Below are 16,395 nucleotides of genomic sequence, written 5' to 3'. Positions count from 1 at the left end.
TATCAAAATCTTATCAATTCGTCGGACTCGGTTTGCATGTCTCAAAATTAAAATAACAAAAATAACGTTAATTTTAATATAATATGCACTTACTTTTTATAAGTGGAGGTGGTAAAATGGACCCTGAACGATTTTCAAAGGAGGCGTGTTGACGATGACACAAGATTTCGAAGCTATCATCAAACAAAGAAGATCCGCCAATAAGTTTATTGAGAATATTGCTATCTCCGAGGCGGAACTGGAAGAGATCTTCTCGCTGGTTAAGTTCGCCCCGTCTGCATTCAATTTGCAGCATACGCATTACGTCACCGTGACGGATGGAGAGCTCAAGGAGCAGCTATACGAGGCAGCGAACAAGCAGTACAAGGTGAAGACGGCTTCTGGCGTCATTGCCGTGTTGGGAAGCACGGAAGCTCATCTGAAGGTACGGGAGCTGAACGAAGGGTTGGTCCATCTTGGAGTGCTGAGCCAGCAAGAGGTGGATACGATGGCAGAGGCTACGCTCCGATTCTATGAAGAGCGCGGAGAGACGTTCAAGCGGGATGAAGCGATTCGCAATGCCAGCCTGTCCGCCATGCAATTCATGCTCGCAGCCAAAGCCAAAGGGTGGGATACCTGCCCGATGATCGGCTTCGATCCGGAGAAGGCGCGGGCGATTCTGAATATTCCTGACCAATACATCCCGGTCATGCTGATCACGATTGGCAAGCAAGATACATCCAGCCTGCGGCCTCGCGGTTACCGCAAGCCGGTGCGGGAATTTGTGACACAGCAGCGCTTTTAACCGGGACTATTCGATCACGAGCCACTGGCGGGAAGCTTTAGTTTCACTACATAGCCACGCCAAAAAGGGACTTTCCCATAGGCATTGAATAATGACGCAGGGCAAGACGGGCAACAGAGAATGTAGAGGTGGAAAAGACGGCGACGGACTGGTGGCGGGACTAGCGGCGGAAGATCGTCGAGGCAGCGAATCCTGCAATTGTGCAGTAATTTACGCTATTTCAGCTGCTATCTGGTAGAATTCGTGCAAAAGTGCATCATTTTTCGCCGATTTATGCTTTCAATCCTTTGGCATGGCTTAAATTGATGCCGTTTTGCAGGAATTTCGGTAACGGAGTAAACGCTATAAGGAAAAACTGTATTTTCGCAGCTTTTTCGGCAAGTCGTGCTGTGTGGAGCAGGGTGGGGCTGTCTCACTGTAGTTAAAACCTAACTTATGGAACAGCCCTTCCTCTGACCTCGTCCGATTCATACTTCCCGCCACCTTCCCGTCTTCCGCCTGAAAGATCAAGAGCCGCTGCTGCAGCCTTTACTCTCCGGCGCCCGATAGCCGCGATGATCCCCTTTCCGCAGACGGTGCTGGCGCAGCCACTCCTCAAGGGCGCCCGAGCCGAAGAGGACGCCGATCAGAATGAGCACGAAGCCCGACATTTGCACGATCGTGACCACCTCGCCCAGCAGGAGCGATGATCCAATCAAGGCGAAGAACGGATTCAGATTGATGAAGATCGACGCCTCTGCGGCACCAACCTGGCCGATTGCGTAATTGTACGTCATATGACCGACGGCCGTGGCGATGACCGCCGAACCGAGGAACACCGCCCACAGCCCGATATCGGTCTGCACCATGCTGGCCATCCCCTCCGGCTCTAGCACCAGACTTAACGCGTACAATCCGAAAGACCCGAAAAACAGCATATATCCCGTCATCAGCCGCGGATCGAGCGTGGCTGACATCTTTTTGATCAGAATAAAGCTTATCGCCTGCGCCAGAATGGCCAGGAACACATACACATCCCCGATCGAGACGCCGCTCATCCCCGAGCTGCCATGCGTAACGATGAAGGCGACGCCGGACAAGCCGAGCACGATGCAGGTCATATTGAACCAGGTCATCCGGGTGCCCAGGAACAGAATCGCCATCAGCGTCGTTAATAACGGCCCCAGACCGAGAATCAAGCCGCCGTTGGAAGCCGACGTATTGGCCAGACCAAGCGACAAAAAATAATGATGCCCCACCACATTGAACAAGGAAGCAACCAGCACATAACCCCATTCCTTGCCCCGCAGCAGCCGCAGCTGACGCATCGGAACGAGCAGCAGGAACACGCTAAGCGCCGCCGTCATAATGCGGAATGCAGTCATCGTGACCGGCATGAAATTCGACACCAGCACCTTCGTCGCGATTACGTTCAAGCCCCATGCGACCATCACACCGACCAGCATAAGATAGATGGCGTATTTTTTCACGCGAACACACTTCTTTCTGTCTGACTTCAGAAGAATCATGAATGTTTTCTTCAGTAACTCATCTATCCTCTCATATCCGCGCCATTTGTCAAGATCGGGGAACGCCTCCCATTTTCCATAAAGACATTCCGTGCAAACCCAGCAAGCGCATACATTTACCACGTACACGGATCGGTTCCTTCGTCCTCGCCTTCCCTTCCGCATGATTGCATTTCCTTTGGCAAATACTGAAAACATTACCTTGGAAGCGGAGGCCATCATGAGACATATTTTTTCCATTTATGCGGACGACCTGAAGCGAATCGGCTCCAATTGGGCCGCCGCCGTCATCATTCTCGGCTTGAGCATTCTTCCCTCCCTGTATGCATGGTTCAATATTGAAGCATCGTGGGATCCGTACAGCAATACGCGCGGCATCAAGATCGCGGTCGTCAGCCTCGATCAAGGGGCAGAGATTATGGATAACCCCGTCAATATCGGCAACGAGGTCATTGAAAATCTGAAGACCAATACCCTTATCGGCTGGACCTTCGTCGACAAGGACAAAGCAATGAGGGGCGTAAGCCACGGCGATTCCTACGCCACCATCATCATTCCGGAGGACTTCTCCACCCGTATCGGGTCCGTCCTGTCGAAGGAACCGATCAAGGCTGAGATTCTCTATTTTGTGAATGAAAAAATAAATGCGGTCGCTCCGAAAATTACGTCCAAGGGCGCCACCGGCATCATCGAGGAGGTCAGCGATAACTTCGTCAGAACGGCCAATCGGACGATTTTCAAAATCTTCAATGAGCTCGGGGTTGAGCTGTCCAATGAGCTTCCGACGATTGAGAAGGTGAAGAGCCTCGTGTTCAAGCTGGAAGCATCGTTCCCGCGCTTCTCGGATGCGGTGAATACCGCGATGCGAGACGTGAATACGGCGAACCGGATCGTCAATGAAGCGCTGAAGAATCTGCCTACCGTCACCCAACTGGCCAAGGACGCGCAGCAATTCTCCTCCAAGCTCGCCGATCTGCTCCAATACAGCCGGCAAGGGATCGAGACTATCTCCCCGTTCATTAAGCAGGACTTGAGCACCCTGCAGCAGGCAGCCGAATCGGTGAACCAGGTTACGGCGATTCTCCAGAACATCACCGCCGATCCGTCGCTGGCCAGCACAGGTCTTGGGCGGCTCTCGGAGAAGCTGGGCGCAGCCGTGAAGATTGCGGACAGCACGGCGGACTGGTTCAACCGGCTTAGCCAAGCGGTCACCGGCGGCAAGCTCCACGGCGTCACCGACAGACTGCGGCAGCTCTCGGACAAGCTTGCCCAGCAGGTCGCGACCGTCAACGAGATTAAGGCGGCCGTCGATCGCGGCGAAGAGGTCGGCGCCGATCTGCTGGACCACCTGAATCGGCTGTCCCAGGATGCGGGAGCGATTGCGGGGGATCTGCTGAACCGGTACGACAGCGAGATTATGCCTGCCATGCTGCAGGGCGTGGACAAGGCGGCCGAGGACATCGCCACAGTGCAGCAAGTACTTCAGGATGCCATCAAGAATATTCCGGACATCGAGACGTTGTTGAAGGATGCTTCGAAAGTGATCGCGATCGGTACCGAGCAGATTCCGGCGATTCAAAAGAACCTGCCAGCCGTCCAGGCCAATATTACGGAATTTGGGGACAAAATTCGTGCGTTCGAGGAACAGGGCGATATTACTGAAATTATCGATCTGCTGAAGAACAACTTCGAGAAGGAGAGCGAGTTCTTCGCGGAGCCAGTCATCCTAAAGGAGAATAAGCTGTTCCCGATTCCGAACTACGGATCGGCCATGTCTCCCTTCTTCACGACGCTGTCCTTGTGGGTCGGAGCGCTGCTGCTCGTCTCACTGTTGACGGTGGAGGTTCATGAAGAGGATAAGCATTATACGAAAGTTCAAATCTATTTCGGCCGATACTTCACCTTCTTGACCATCGCCCTGCTCCAGTCGCTGTTCGTGACGACCGGCGATATTTATCTGCTCAAGGCCTATGTGCTGCATCCGGGCTGGTTCGTCGTCTTCGGCCTCATCATCAGCGCCGTCTTCATGCTTGCCGTCTACACGCTGGTCTCGGTCTTCGGCAACGTAGGGAAGGCGCTTGCCATCGTGATGCTCGTCCTCCAGCTCGCCGGCTCCGGAGGCACCTTCCCGATTCAGACGACACCGCCTTTTTTCCAGGCGATTCATCCGTTCCTGCCGTTCACCTACGCGATCAGCATGATGCGGGAAGCGGTCGGCGGCATTCTATGGGATATTGTACGGCGCGACATCATCGTGCTAGCGGTCGTCGCCGGCCTCTTCCTCCTAATCGGCCTCGTCCTCAAAAGCCCGATCAACAAGGCTAGCGCGGGGCTGGTGCGCAAAGCGAAGGAGAGCAAGCTGATCCATTGACCTGTAATTTCCACCATACCGGGGAGGTCTTTCCCAACAAGGCCTCTTTATTCCCGCATTCCCCCCTGTTACAATGAGAGAGGCAGCAAGAAAAATGGGGGCGTGACACAAATGCGCTTTTTTCATCATGCAACGACAGAGATACGAAGCTCGAACCGGAATATCCAGCTGTTTTTTATTGCCAATCTTCTCTATCAGATCGGAACCGGCATGTTCTCCGTTCTGTACAATCTATATATCCAATCGCTCGGCTATAACGATCAGATGAACGGGACCATCATTAGCATCCAGTCCTTGGCGACAGCGATCCTGTTCATCCCGATCGGACTGCTTGGCGACCGATCCAGCCGCAAGCGGATTCTGATTACCGGGTCATTGGTGACCGGCATCAGCTTCATGCTGCGGGCCTTCGCCGAAGCGCCGCTTAGCCTGCAAGTACTGGCTGTCTTTACCGGCATATTCGCGGCCTTTTTCCAGGTGATCGCGATTCCTTTCCTGGCGGAAAATACGCCGAAGGAGCAGCGTCTGAAGCTGTTCAGCTATCATTCCTCAATGGTGCTGGCCGCGCAGGTGCTGGGGAGCATGGGCGGCGGCTATCTGGCCGATGTCCTGCAAGCGTTCGGCTGGAACAAGATCATCAGCCTCCAGTCGGTGCTGCTCATCGGCGGCGCCGCCAGCTTCGCGGCCTTCCTGCCGCTGCTGCTGGTGAAGGAGAGCAAGCAGGCCGCGCAGAAGCCGGAACCCGCTCCAGCTCCGTCGTCCGTACTGGCCTCCGAACCGGCGCCCGCCGCGGCGAAGCAGCGGGAATGGAAGGTCATCCGCCGCCTGACGTTCTGCCAGCTTCTCGTCGGCCTCGGCTCCGGCTTGGTCGTGCCATATTTGAACCTGTATTTTACGAACCGGTTCTCGGTCTCGCTGACCGCCGTCGGATTACTGATCTCGCTCGGCCAGGTGATGACCATCGTCTCGATGCTCATCGGCCCGACCTTGGTCAACCGTGTCGGTCAAGTGCGCGCCGTCGTCTTATTTCAGCTGATGTCCTTGCCGTTCCTGCTGCTGACCGGCTTCACGAACCTGCTGCTTATCGCATCCATCAGCTTCCTGTTCCGGCAGGCGCTCATGAACGCGGCCAATCCGATTCAGTCCGCCATCATGGTCGACCGCATATCGGATTCGAGACGTAGTATCGCTAACTCCCTTACCCAGACCGCCTTCATGCTCGGGTGGGCCAGCATGGGCTCCGTCCAGTCGTATCTCGTGACCTCGTACGGCTACTATTGGGGCTACGCGATGACCTTCTCTATCACCGGCGTCCTCTACGTAACCTCGGCCATATGCTACTTCTTCATGTTCCGGGAGGACCGCCCGAACCGCACGGGCCGCTTCCGCCGCCGACCCCGCACCGGCAGTGCCCCCGCCTTATAAGCGAGCGAATGTAACCAACCGGAGACCTCGTCTCCGGTTGCTGCTTTTTGGCTCGGGCCGTATTCCCTACCTGCCCTGTCTCTATCCCGTCGGCTCAGCGGCTTTACCAGTGCTGTGGGGCTCTCTTTACCTCAATCTTCAGCTCAGTCTTCAGCCCAGTCTTCACCCCAGCCTTCACTCCAACCTTCACCTCTCTCTTCACCGGTATCTCGGTATTTCTTCTCTTACAGGCACTATCCCACTCACTCAGGCCCGTCTGCCAGCTTTCATTTCGGCAAAATTTGAATTCGCGATGAATAGCCCTGAACGACGGGGAGATTGAACAAAAGGGCTGCCCCCCTTCCCCTTTCAGCTTCGCTTCTCTTGACCTTCACAACTTACCTCTATACCTATCGTCTTACCTCTATACCTATCGTGCATCCCATTCTCTCCATAGGAGATCCAATTCCATTTTTTAATTCAAGCCTGAGCGAGAGGGATATTGCCAATAAGCGCGCTTGCCCCCTGCCTCCCCAATCCCTTCCTTTTCCGACATCTTCCTCTAACCGGCCCAGGCCCATTTCGCGAGCAACGTCATCCGGCATCCTTATTCTACGATGCTGTGGATAACCAGATTCATCGGCATCGGCCATCTTATCCACATGTGGACAACCTCCCTCCGGTTTACTTATGCCTTTTATCCACAGCGATGCGCACAAAAAAACAAGGGCCGCCGACCTCCCGGTTCAGCGCCCTTGCTCTTCCGTGCTGCGCACGATATTCTTCTCCTGTCCCTCACACGATTAGAAACTTGGCCTCCTGATCACAATTCATGCAGCATTTGATCGGCTTCTCCCAATCGCTGAATTCAACCTCGTCCAAATCGACCAGATCGGGTGCATCCTCATACTCATCTACGAATTTATCGATTGCCAATTCTACGTGTTCTTTACAGACGACATACATGCATGTTCCCTCTTTCTTGCCTAACCTGCTGTCAGTATTGGAAAAGTCATTGCTCCGATTCCGGTACCCCCAAACGAATTCACATCGTCGCGGACAGGCCCCGTTCTCTTGTCATTGTGTCCCGATTAGTCCGGCTTATCCGCCAATATCACGGTCACCGTCATAAGCACGCCATCGCGATAGAACTGAACGTCCATGCTTTCGCCAATATGCTTCTTCTCGTACAAATATTTGCGCAGCTCCAATGTCGAACCGATCTCCTGCTTATCGAACCGGACGATGACATCGTTCAGCTTCAAGCCGGCCTGCTTGGCGGGGCCGGATGACTCCAGCACGATTACGCCCTCCCTCACTTCCTTCGGGAGCCGGATGTCTGCGCGCTGTTCCTCGGTAATCGGCGCGTACGGATTGGTGACATCAACCGTATAGACGCCGAGGTACGGCCGCACCACCTTGCCTGCGTCCATAATCTGATTGACCGTATCCATCACTTCATTGATCGGAATGGCGAAGCCCAATCCTTCCACGCCCGTAGTCGCGATCTTCATCGTGTTGATGCCGATCACTTGGCCGTTCAGATTGACAAGCGCCCCGCCGCTATTGCCTTCATTGATCGCGGCATCGGTCTGAATCACCATCTGCTCCCAGTCGTATACCCCGTCCTGGTTCAGCGATACCGGAATCAACCGGTTCGTATACCCGACGATTCCAGCCGTCAGCGACCCGCCGAAGCCGAGCGGATTGCCTAGGGCAATGACTGTCTCGCCGCGCCGAATCGTACCGGAATCACCGATCTCGGCGACGGCCGTCACGCCGGCGGCGTCAATCCGGACCACCGCGACATCCATGACGCGATCCTTGCCGACGAGCTCGGCGTTCTTGCGCTGTCCGTTGTCCAGTACAACCTCCAATTCGTCCGCGCCTTGAACGACGTGCTCGTTCGTCAGCACATACGCCTTGCCTCCGTCCTCCTTGAAGATGACCCCGGAGCCGAGATTCAGATCCTGGGCCACGCCGTCTTCATCGCCGATCTGCTTCTGCTTGTTGACCATGCTGACGACGGCCGGACTGACCTTGTCCGCAGCCTGGACGATCCGCTCGTACGGATCGTTCGTCATCACATTGCCGGCGACGGCCACGGCGGAAGAGCCTGCCTCCCCCGAGCCGATCAGCCAGCTGTACAGCATGACGGCGACGAACGCACTAATGATTGAACTGACCACGGCGACCTGCGCCGTGGACCACTTGCCGCTTCCTGACCGTCTAATCCGCTTCCAGCCGTCACGGGGAGCTGTGGCACGCCGATACCACCATCTGCGCTCGATCCGCCGTCTCACCTTCGGTGAGAAAAAATCATCCTCAAACAAGCCCATCCGAACCCACTCCCCTCAACCCCGGGCTCTCGCCACGTTCGGCTGCTGCTCCGACTCTATGCATCCTACTACCCATTACACAGGAATGCCAGGCTTTCAAACGGTCAACACTATATATGAGATGCCTGCAGCGGACGGTTCATGCATCAGGCATGTCATCATTTCATTTCCTCGTACATATTCTATCATACATCGTTCACGTTGAGAGAAAAGAGACGGCATTGTAACTCTTTACCATCCTATTCCCTTTTGAAGGAGGAAATGCACATGAAAACAGCCTCTTCCGCTTGGTCGGACGTAAATATTGTGGGGCAGCTTGCCGATTTGAAGGAAGACCAGTACCGCCTTACGCTCGCCTTGTCCACCTTGATGGAACTGCTGGTCGAGAAAGGGCTCATCACCGATGAGGACATCGCGCGCAAAGCACACGAAGTCGATCGGTGGCTTACCGACGAACCGGAGACTTCTCGTTAACCTTATCCCATGCGGTCGGACGGTCATAATACGTATCTTTCAACTGGAACTCGCTCTCTTTGAAAAAATGGCCCTTGCCTTCCATCACATCCTGCACCGTCAACCGGGCCAAATCCTGCATATTATGATCCAGGCTCAGATGCGCCAAATATGTACGGCGCGTGTTGCCGGTAACGACCTCGCACAGCGCCTCGCCCGCCGCTTCGTTCGACAAATGGCCGAGATCGCTCAATATGCGTCGCTTGATGTTCCATGGATACCGCCCGACACGAAGCATCTCGACATCATGATTCGACTCCATGACGAGCACATCGGAATCGGCGATCGCGTCACGGACCTTATCGCTCATATAACCCAAGTCGGTCGCCACCGCCAGCTTCGTCTCCCCCTCGAAAAAGCGATACGCTACCGGCTCGGCCGCATCATGCGAGATGCCGAACGACTCCACGCGCAGATCGCCGAAGTCGCGGGCTTCGCCGGTCTGCATGACGATGCGGTTCTCCTCCGCGATATTGCCGACATGCTTCTCCAGCGCGGCCCACGTCTTCTCGTTGGCATAGATGGGGAGATCGAATTTCCGGGCAAACGCGCCCAACCCTTTAATATGATCCGAATGCTCGTGCGTGACGAAGATCGCGTCGATCTGCTTGCCGGAGAGTCCCTGCTCCTCCAGCAGCTGCTCGGTCCGCTTGCAGCTCAGACCGACGTCGATCATCACCGTCGCATCGTCATTTTGGATTACGGTCGCATTCCCCGTCGAACCGCTCGACAACACTGAAAATCGTAAACTCATTTCTCGTTCTCCTTCTTTCCCGCTTCCGAACTGTCCACCGCTCCATTCATCGCGTTCACGTAGTACACCTCGCCATTTTCGAGCAAAATCCGCCAGGAAGGCGCCGCCACCTGGGTATCTGCCTCGAAGAGCTGGCCATGATAGCCCAGCTGAATATCCTTCACGATCGAGCCGGGCGCCAGCACATTGTCGATCACACTCTGCAGCGCTTTGGACGCGGACAAAATCTTTTGCTCCTGATTGACCTTAGGCTCGATCAATTCTACATATTGCTGCCGGTAGGCAGTAATCTTCTGACTGCGGGTGCTCAACTCAAGCGTCACTTCGAATATCGGCAGCCCGTTCGCCAGCCGCTGGTGCAGCCGGAGGGTGTCGACGCTTCCGCCGAACGAATCATATCGGTACATCTTAATCTGGGGAATCTCTCCCTGCAGCCCGCGCACCAGATCCTTCTCCGCGAAAATAATGGTGCTGTCCTGCGGATCCTCGAGCGACACCGGTTCCGGGTCACGCCGGACGAACCGGTACGTAATCTCGCGCAGCGCCGGGGTTTCCGCCGGTATTTTGGACGTTACCTGAATTCTCTTCACATCCATCATCTGGCGCGTCTCCTCGGATAGCGACGTCCAGTCCAGATCGGAATGGAGCTGCTCGCGAATATCCTGCCACAGCTGGTAGCCGAGCACAATATTCAGCAACAGGAACGCGTATATTAAAATATTTTTGGCCCGACTCCAGTCCATGCCGATCCTCCTTTGCGCTTCATGATTCCGGTTCCGCATCGGGCAGGATTCGCCCTATTGCAGCAGCGTTGTCGATCCATCATTGAACTTCACCTGCCACGTAGGCACCAAGTGAATCGTCTCCATGCTGTAATGCGGCACGTAGACGGGATCGACGCTGACAATCTCATTCAGCCGCCCGAGCGTCTTCAGCTTGTCCAGCAAAACGTCGCCGGCCGGAAGCTTGCGAATCTCCTTCTCGGCGGAGCGATTGAACAGCTGAATGAGCGATCGCTCGTAACTAGTAACCGTTCCTTGCTGGATCGTGACCTGCATATAGCCGAAATGGAATTCCGGCGTGCTGACGACCGGATACGAGCCCCAATACTGCTCGAACCGCATGACGACTCCGCGTTCGTTCACCCCGCCGTACAATCCAGCCTGTCTCCCGTTCGGGTTCGGCAGCGTGAAGCGGTATTTCCCGTTCCATCCGCCATGCTGGTTGATGAAGCGGACCGCCGATGTCGCATCCGCTGCGACATCCTGCCTCCCCTCCGTCGTCACCGCCGGATCGGAATAGATAATCCAATGCTCTCCCCGGTTAATCTCCAGGCCGCGCTTGGCGTCGGTATAAATCTCCGAGTTGCCGGCGACGATATTTTTCGTCAAGGTCGGGTCGAAGAACAGGCTGCGCTGCATCTGCTCCACCGTAATCTGTTCGTACGGCAGCTCCACCTCCACCGCCTCCAGCGGTTCCTCCGGCAGATAGAACATGCCGCCGACCATGCGATACGGCGTCCAGGTGCGGCCGAATTCGACCTGCTGCGTGACATCCTGGACCGTAAGATCGGCCCGTGTCGATTCATAGACGGCGTCTCCCTTCGCATTGAAGAAGTACACCCTCACCTCGTTCGACTCGGGATTCGCATACACCCACATCCGCTTGATCGTCTCCTCCAGGAAGGTGGTGTCATCCCCAAGCGGAAATACCCGCTGCAGCAGCTTCGCCGGAACCGGCGAGTTGAATCTCAACTCGATCCCTTCATTCTGCTTCCGGACCCGCTCCCATTCGACCGATGAGACCGGACGGTATTGGAAGCCGTCATACGTCCGCCCCTGCAGGCGCTTCATGATAATATTATAGAACGTCGTTCCCGGATACAGCATCGTATGCTTGTCTTCTCCCAGGTGAAGAATCATCTGTTCCGGGAAGACGAGATTTTCCAGCCGTTCCTCCGGTCCGAGCGGCTCTGCTTTGATGTAGTCGCTGGACGTCTTCTTCTCGAAATTATAATACGGCATGCTGTACATCAGGAAGAAGCTTTGGAGGAGACTAAGCAGCACAAGCACGGTGAGTAATATCGTCTTCAGCCGCTCAATCATACGCTTGGGTCACTCCCTTCGGCCGACACCGGAAGACTAAAGGTCACCTTCGTGCCTTCATTCCATTCCGACTCGATTCGGATATCCCCGCCATGCGCCCGCACAATTTCCCGGGCAATGGACAACCCCAGACCGGTTCCTCCCATATTTCTCGATCGCGCCTTATCGACGCGGTAGAAGCGTTCGAAGATACGCTCCAGATCCTTTTGCGGAATACCCATGCCGTTGTCGCTCACGTTCACCTCAACGCTCGGCTTATCTTCCCGGAAGAGGGCGGACAAGGTGACTTCGCCGCCATCCGGCGTATATTTCAACGCATTCGACACAAGATTGTCGAGCAGTTGATCGATCTGATCGCGGTCGATGACGACCGGAGCGTTGGTTCCCTCGACCGATGCCTTCGCCGTTATCCGCTTCTTGCGGAATTGGAACGAGAAGCGGTCCAGCACATCCTCCAGCATCTCGGCAATATCGGTCGGCTGCTTGCGCATAATCGCCTGCTTCGAATCAAGCCGCGACAGATGAAGCAGATCCGTCACGAGCCGGATCATCCGCTCCGTCTCATTGCGGATGACGCCGACGAAGCGCTCGGAGAGCTCCTTCTCCTCCAGAGCGCCGTCCTCCAGCGCTTCCGCATAGCTCTTGATCGTCGTGAGCGGCGTGCGCAGCTCATGCGACACATTCGCGACGAATTCGCGGCGCGATTGCTCCAGCTTCTCCTGCTCGGTCACATCCTGCAGGACGACAATCGAGCCAGTCATGCCTTCGCCGCGGCGATGAATCGGGGTGAACGAGATACGAAGCACCGTATCGCTGCCCGGCTGGGCCGCTTCATCATCCCCGCGCGCCGGGAGCAGCATCCCGTTGTTCTCACTGCTGACGAGCTGGTCGACCTGCTGATCGGGAATGCTGAGCAGCCCCGCGATCGACCGGCCCAAGGCATCGGCTTCCGGGATCCCCAGCATCAGGCAAGCCCGGCGGTTCACGAGAATGACTTGTCCCGCATCGTCCGTCGCGATAACGCCATCGCTCATATTGGTCAGGATCGAAGCCAGCTTCTCCTTCTCTTCCTCATTCGCATTGAGCGCTTCCTGCAGCCGCCGTGTCATATAGTTGAACGCCTCGCTCAGCTGTCCGATCTCGTCCGTGCCGAGCACCGGGACTTCGCCATCGAAGGTCCCCTCCGCCACCTTCGTCGCCTGCTTCGTTATCTCCTTGATCGGCTGCGTAATCGTATGAGCGAGAATGATGCCCAGCACCGCCGTCAAGCCGAGCGCGATCGCCATCCCCGAGAAGAAGATGCGGTTGATTCCGTTAATCGTCTCGTACAGCTCCTTCATCGACGCGACGATATACAGGGCGCCGACGAGCTTCCCGTTCGAGTAGACGGGTTGGGCCACAATCTGCTTGCGAACGTTATTGTCGTCGATGATGACTTCCTCGTTATAGCTGATGCCCTGCAGCGCGCGGTTCACGACCGGCTCCGTATTTTTACGGCCGACATATTCCATATTCGTCTGGGACGAGGTCGTCAATACCCGGCCCGTCGCATCCAGCACCTGAATCTCCATACCGTTCATATTGATGAAGTTGCGCACGAACCGATCGATCTCTTTAATCGTATTCGGATTGTCTACCGTGTCGTCGCCCTTTAACGTCTGGCCCGTATACAGAGACAGCAGCCCCGCCGTATTGCGCAGATCCCGGGAGAAATTCAGCGTCAACGAATTCTTCATCGAGCTGACGAAGTACACACCGATTAATTGCATCGCGATCAGAATAAGCAATACGTAAATAATGATCAGCTTCGCCTGGATGGTGCGAAAAAAACGGCCGATCCCCCACTTCATTTAGAAGCCCCCGTTACGCGGGTTGCGCATCATATAACCGAGGCCCCGCCGCGTAATGATATATTCCGGCTTGCTTGGATCATCCTCGATCTTCTCGCGCAGGCGGCGAATCGTCACGTCTACCGTACGGACATCGCCGAAGTATTCATACCCCCATACCGCCTGCAGCAAATGCTCCCGGGTCATGACCTTGCCCGCATTTCGAACCAGATAATGAAGCAGCTCGTACTCCCGGTGGGTCAGATCGAGCATTTCCTTGTTCTTGTACACGACATACATGTCAATGTCGATCAACAGCTCATGCAGCCGCATGCCTTGCTTCTCGCCGTTATCCGTACTCTGCTCATCGGCCGCCGCCAGAGCGGACGCCTTGTTCTGCCGCCGTAGATGCGCCTTGACCCGCGCCAGCATCTCGCGCGTGCTGAAAGGCTTCGTTACATAATCATCCGCGCCCATTTCCAGACCCAGCACCTTATCCAGCTCCGTATCCTTCGCCGTCAGCATAATGATCGGCATATGAAGATGCTGTCTAATCTCCCGGCATACATCCATTCCGTCCTTCACCGGCAGCATCAGATCAAGCAGGATAAGGTCCGGCTTCTCCGACAACGCCAGCTCGACCGCCTTACCGCCATCGAAGGCGCAGATGACCTCGTACCCTTCCTTTTCCAGATTGAACTTAAGAATATCCGCTATCGGCTGCTCATCATCCACCACGAGAATTTTGCCGTGCATGAAGCCACACCTCTCTCTATCTTGAAAATGTCCCCTGTTATGATCAGTTCCAACTTGCCATGAATCGATAGAATCAGTCCCACACTATCCATGTCCCTCTATATTACCATATTTGCCGGCACATCCCGAATGTCAACCCCGGATTGGACAAATTTTATAAATTGTTCTCTTTGTCTGTTTTCCTTCTAGCTCTGCCATGGATGCACCAAAAAGAGGCGGGAGTGCTTCTCCCGCCTCGGTATCGTTCATAATAGGTTGTTCAACTACTCGAATTATAAGTATTTTAAAGGATTCTGAATTTCGTCGTTCACATGGATCTCAAAATGAAGATGCGTGCCCGTCGAATTGCCCGTATTGCCCATCACGCCGATATCTTGTCCCTTTTCCACAATATCACCGACATTAACGCCAATCGAGTTGAGGTGGCCGTATAGCGTCTTGTAGCCGTTGTTATGGTCGACGATGATGGCATTGCCATAGCCGCTCTTCTGTCCGGCAAAAACAACGATGCCTTCGTCCGCTGCCATGATGGAGCGATCGGACGATACGAGATCGATGCCTTTATGCGTCCGGCCCCAGCGGCTGCCGAAGCCGCTGGTCAGCGTAGCCCCGTTGACAGGCCAATCGAAGGTTCCTGACCCTTCGCCGCGCACCACCTTCGTTCCACGCAAAATAATCTCGGGAATGGAAGGCTCGATTACCTCCTGCTCAATCCACTCTTCATGAGTCAGCTTGCCGTTATCCTTCGTTAGACGGTATGACATCCGCTTCAAGCCCTGCTTGCCCTTGCGCACGACCTTCGATTCGCCGGCGCGCATGTCCGGATCCTCCTTAATGATCCGCTGCGGCTCCGTCACCAAATATTCGCTGTATGCTTCCACGGTCTTCACCGTAATCATAGGCTTCGCATCGGTCAGATCCAACTCTTGCCCCGGCTTCAGCACTTCTTCCCCGACGTTCGGGTTGTTGCGGTAGATCGTCTCCAGCGGCACATTCTGCTTTTGGGCAATCGTAGAGAGCGTGTCGCCCTCCTTCACCGCATAATTGACCGGCTTGGTTACGCCAGTCGTCAGCATCCGGAGCGCCTCCTCCGGCTGCAGCACCTGCAGCGGATCGGTATTGCTCTCCTCCATGCTTACCCGCTCGCGGAACTCGACCGACTCCACGCGGGACATCGCCTTCGTCGCATTCGCGGAACGGACCGGCGCAGACAGCACCTTGACCTCCTTGGCCGACGTGCCTGCGCCTGCCTTGCCGGAATACTTCGACTTAATCTGGGCGAGAATCTTCTCTGCCGTCGCCTCATCCTTCACGATGCCGATGCTCTTGCCGTTCACCTTGAGCTGGACGCCAGCCGCATACGGCTTCAGCACACTATCCAGCTTGGCAACCGTCTCTTCCGTCGTCGGCTTCGCCTTGAAGCCGGAATCCGGCTCCGTGCGGATATTCTTCGTATCGATCTGGATATGCGCGTTCGGATATTTCTCTTGCTCTTCCTGCTGCTTCTTCGCATAGAACGACTCCAGCTCGTCCACATTGGAGACCGTTCCCAACCATTCACTATTGTTATATACGTGAAAATACGCTACCGTATTGGCATGAACATAGGCGGTTCCGCCCCAGATCGAAGCAGCGATAAGCGCCACCCCTCCCAGAGTCAGACCGAGTTGCTTTTTATAAGCAGCGATCCACTGCTGGGCGGATTCCGGCATCATCCGACGCCACGCTGCCTTTATTTGTTGCCACCGGCTGGCTGAGTCCGAATGCTTCTCATCCGTCCGGTGATCGCTATCGTAACGTTCCATGTCAGTCTCCTTTTTGATTCACATCTGATATCAAGACTTCTAGCGCCGATTACATCGGGACATCGATCGGTGGCCATACATGCCTGTATGCGACGTACCGGCAAGGCTCGATCCCCTGTATCCGTATCCATTCTGTCTCTGCATCATTCTGCGGACCCCGACAAATGGTTAAAGTTTTGTCATCTTTTTTTCACCTTTTCTACTGTAACATAGGTCGAAAGAACAAT

13 protein-coding genes are annotated in these 16,395 nt (G+C 55.2%); 4 read left to right on the top strand and 9 right to left on the bottom strand.

The annotated features are described in order from the left end of the window. The first annotated feature begins 154 nt into the window (after positions 1-154). Positions 155-784 carry a nitroreductase family protein gene (locus tag DQX05_RS11995; RefSeq protein WP_119793828.1) on the top strand — a complete coding sequence of 210 codons (630 nt, stop codon included), beginning with the start codon at positions 155-157 and terminating at the stop codon, positions 782-784. Positions 785-1,290: 506 nt separating this feature from the next. Here the strand turns inward: DQX05_RS11995 and DQX05_RS11990 are convergent. Continuing rightward, positions 1,291-2,253, bottom strand: coding sequence for a DMT family transporter (locus DQX05_RS11990; protein ID WP_119793827.1), 963 nt, complete (start codon positions 2,251-2,253; stop codon positions 1,291-1,293). 259 nt (positions 2,254-2,512) lie between these two features. Here DQX05_RS11990 and DQX05_RS11985 point away from each other — a divergent pair, with 259 nt between their 5' ends. Next, entirely contained in the window at positions 2,513-4,663 is a 2,151-nt protein-coding gene (locus tag DQX05_RS11985) for a YhgE/Pip domain-containing protein (protein WP_119793825.1), read from the top strand. Between the two features lie 111 nt (positions 4,664-4,774). Next, positions 4,775-6,088, top strand: a complete 1,314-nt coding sequence (locus DQX05_RS11980; RefSeq protein WP_119793823.1) for an MFS transporter — start codon at positions 4,775-4,777, stop codon at positions 6,086-6,088. A gap of 774 nt (positions 6,089-6,862) precedes the next feature. On the opposite strand, the gene DQX05_RS11970 is transcribed toward DQX05_RS11980, so the two are convergent. Continuing rightward, the gene (locus tag DQX05_RS11970) at positions 6,863-7,033 is read right to left on the bottom strand and encodes a CxxH/CxxC protein (protein ID WP_119793820.1); all 171 of its coding nucleotides are present in this window, start codon (positions 7,031-7,033) and stop codon (positions 6,863-6,865) included. Between the two features lie 125 nt (positions 7,034-7,158). Further along, a complete protein-coding gene (locus DQX05_RS11965; RefSeq protein ID WP_119793818.1) occupies positions 7,159-8,406 on the bottom strand; it encodes a S1C family serine protease in 1,248 nt (415 codons plus the stop codon). A 267-nt stretch (positions 8,407-8,673) separates the two neighbouring features. On the opposite strand from DQX05_RS11965, the gene DQX05_RS11960 reads away from it, so the two are divergent. Next, positions 8,674-8,880 (top strand): hypothetical protein, encoded by a 207-nt coding sequence (locus tag DQX05_RS11960; RefSeq protein WP_006678707.1) that lies wholly within the window; start codon positions 8,674-8,676, stop codon positions 8,878-8,880. On the opposite strand, the gene DQX05_RS11955 is transcribed toward DQX05_RS11960, so the two are convergent. The 6 genes from DQX05_RS11955 to DQX05_RS11930 all read right to left on the bottom strand — a co-directional run bounded on the left by DQX05_RS11955 (position 8,852) and on the right by DQX05_RS11930 (position 16,168). Beyond that, positions 8,852-9,673, bottom strand: a complete 822-nt coding sequence (locus DQX05_RS11955) for an MBL fold metallo-hydrolase (RefSeq protein ID WP_119793816.1) — start codon at positions 9,671-9,673, stop codon at positions 8,852-8,854. The two genes, DQX05_RS11960 and DQX05_RS11955, sit on opposite strands and share 29 nt — an antisense overlap. Continuing rightward, positions 9,670-10,416, bottom strand: a complete 747-nt coding sequence (yycI, locus tag DQX05_RS11950) for a two-component system regulatory protein YycI (RefSeq protein WP_119793814.1) — start codon at positions 10,414-10,416, stop codon at positions 9,670-9,672. The genes DQX05_RS11955 and yycI overlap by 4 nt, the downstream gene beginning before the upstream one ends. 54 nt (positions 10,417-10,470) lie before the next feature. Further along, positions 10,471-11,778, bottom strand: a complete 1,308-nt coding sequence (gene yycH, locus DQX05_RS11945) for a two-component system activity regulator YycH (RefSeq protein ID WP_119793813.1) — start codon at positions 11,776-11,778, stop codon at positions 10,471-10,473. Further along, the gene (gene walK / locus DQX05_RS11940; RefSeq protein WP_119793811.1) at positions 11,775-13,628 is read right to left on the bottom strand and encodes a cell wall metabolism sensor histidine kinase WalK; all 1,854 of its coding nucleotides are present in this window, start codon (positions 13,626-13,628) and stop codon (positions 11,775-11,777) included. The genes yycH and walK overlap by 4 nt, the downstream gene beginning before the upstream one ends. Then, positions 13,629-14,363 (bottom strand): response regulator YycF, encoded by a 735-nt coding sequence (gene yycF / locus DQX05_RS11935; protein ID WP_119793809.1) that lies wholly within the window; start codon positions 14,361-14,363, stop codon positions 13,629-13,631. A 272-nt stretch (positions 14,364-14,635) separates the two neighbouring features. After that, positions 14,636-16,168 carry a peptidoglycan DD-metalloendopeptidase family protein gene (locus tag DQX05_RS11930; protein ID WP_119793808.1) on the bottom strand — a complete coding sequence of 511 codons (1,533 nt, stop codon included), beginning with the start codon at positions 16,166-16,168 and terminating at the stop codon, positions 14,636-14,638. Positions 16,169-16,395: the final 227 nt, after the last annotated feature.

Origin of the sequence: Paenibacillus thiaminolyticus (assembly GCF_003591545.1) — a bacterium.
Classification (GTDB): Bacteria; Bacillota; Bacilli; order Paenibacillales; family Paenibacillaceae; genus Paenibacillus_B; species Paenibacillus_B thiaminolyticus_A.
This window is presented reverse-complemented; position numbering and strand designations above follow the sequence as displayed.

Bases quoted from the DNA above. Each gene is read 5' to 3' on its own strand.
- yycH (WP_119793813.1), bottom strand. From the start codon at position 11,778: ATGATTGAGCGGCTGAAGACGATATTACTCACCGTGCTTGTGCTGCTT.
- DQX05_RS11970 (WP_119793820.1), bottom strand. From the start codon at position 7,033: ATGTATGTCGTCTGTAAAGAACACGTAGAATTGGCAATCGATAAATTC.
- DQX05_RS11965 (WP_119793818.1), bottom strand. From the start codon at position 8,406: ATGGGCTTGTTTGAGGATGATTTTTTCTCACCGAAGGTGAGACGGCGG.
- DQX05_RS11955 (WP_119793816.1), bottom strand. From the start codon at position 9,673: ATGAGTTTACGATTTTCAGTGTTGTCGAGCGGTTCGACGGGGAATGCG.
- DQX05_RS11980 (WP_119793823.1), top strand. From the start codon at position 4,775: ATGCGCTTTTTTCATCATGCAACGACAGAGATACGAAGCTCGAACCGG.
- walK (WP_119793811.1), bottom strand. From the start codon at position 13,628: ATGAAGTGGGGGATCGGCCGTTTTTTTCGCACCATCCAGGCGAAGCTG.
- DQX05_RS11995 (WP_119793828.1), top strand. From the start codon at position 155: ATGACACAAGATTTCGAAGCTATCATCAAACAAAGAAGATCCGCCAAT.
- yycI (WP_119793814.1), bottom strand. From the start codon at position 10,416: ATGGACTGGAGTCGGGCCAAAAATATTTTAATATACGCGTTCCTGTTG.
- yycF (WP_119793809.1), bottom strand. From the start codon at position 14,363: ATGCACGGCAAAATTCTCGTGGTGGATGATGAGCAGCCGATAGCGGAT.
- DQX05_RS11960 (WP_006678707.1), top strand. From the start codon at position 8,674: ATGAAAACAGCCTCTTCCGCTTGGTCGGACGTAAATATTGTGGGGCAG.
- DQX05_RS11985 (WP_119793825.1), top strand. From the start codon at position 2,513: ATGAGACATATTTTTTCCATTTATGCGGACGACCTGAAGCGAATCGGC.
- DQX05_RS11930 (WP_119793808.1), bottom strand. From the start codon at position 16,168: ATGGAACGTTACGATAGCGATCACCGGACGGATGAGAAGCATTCGGAC.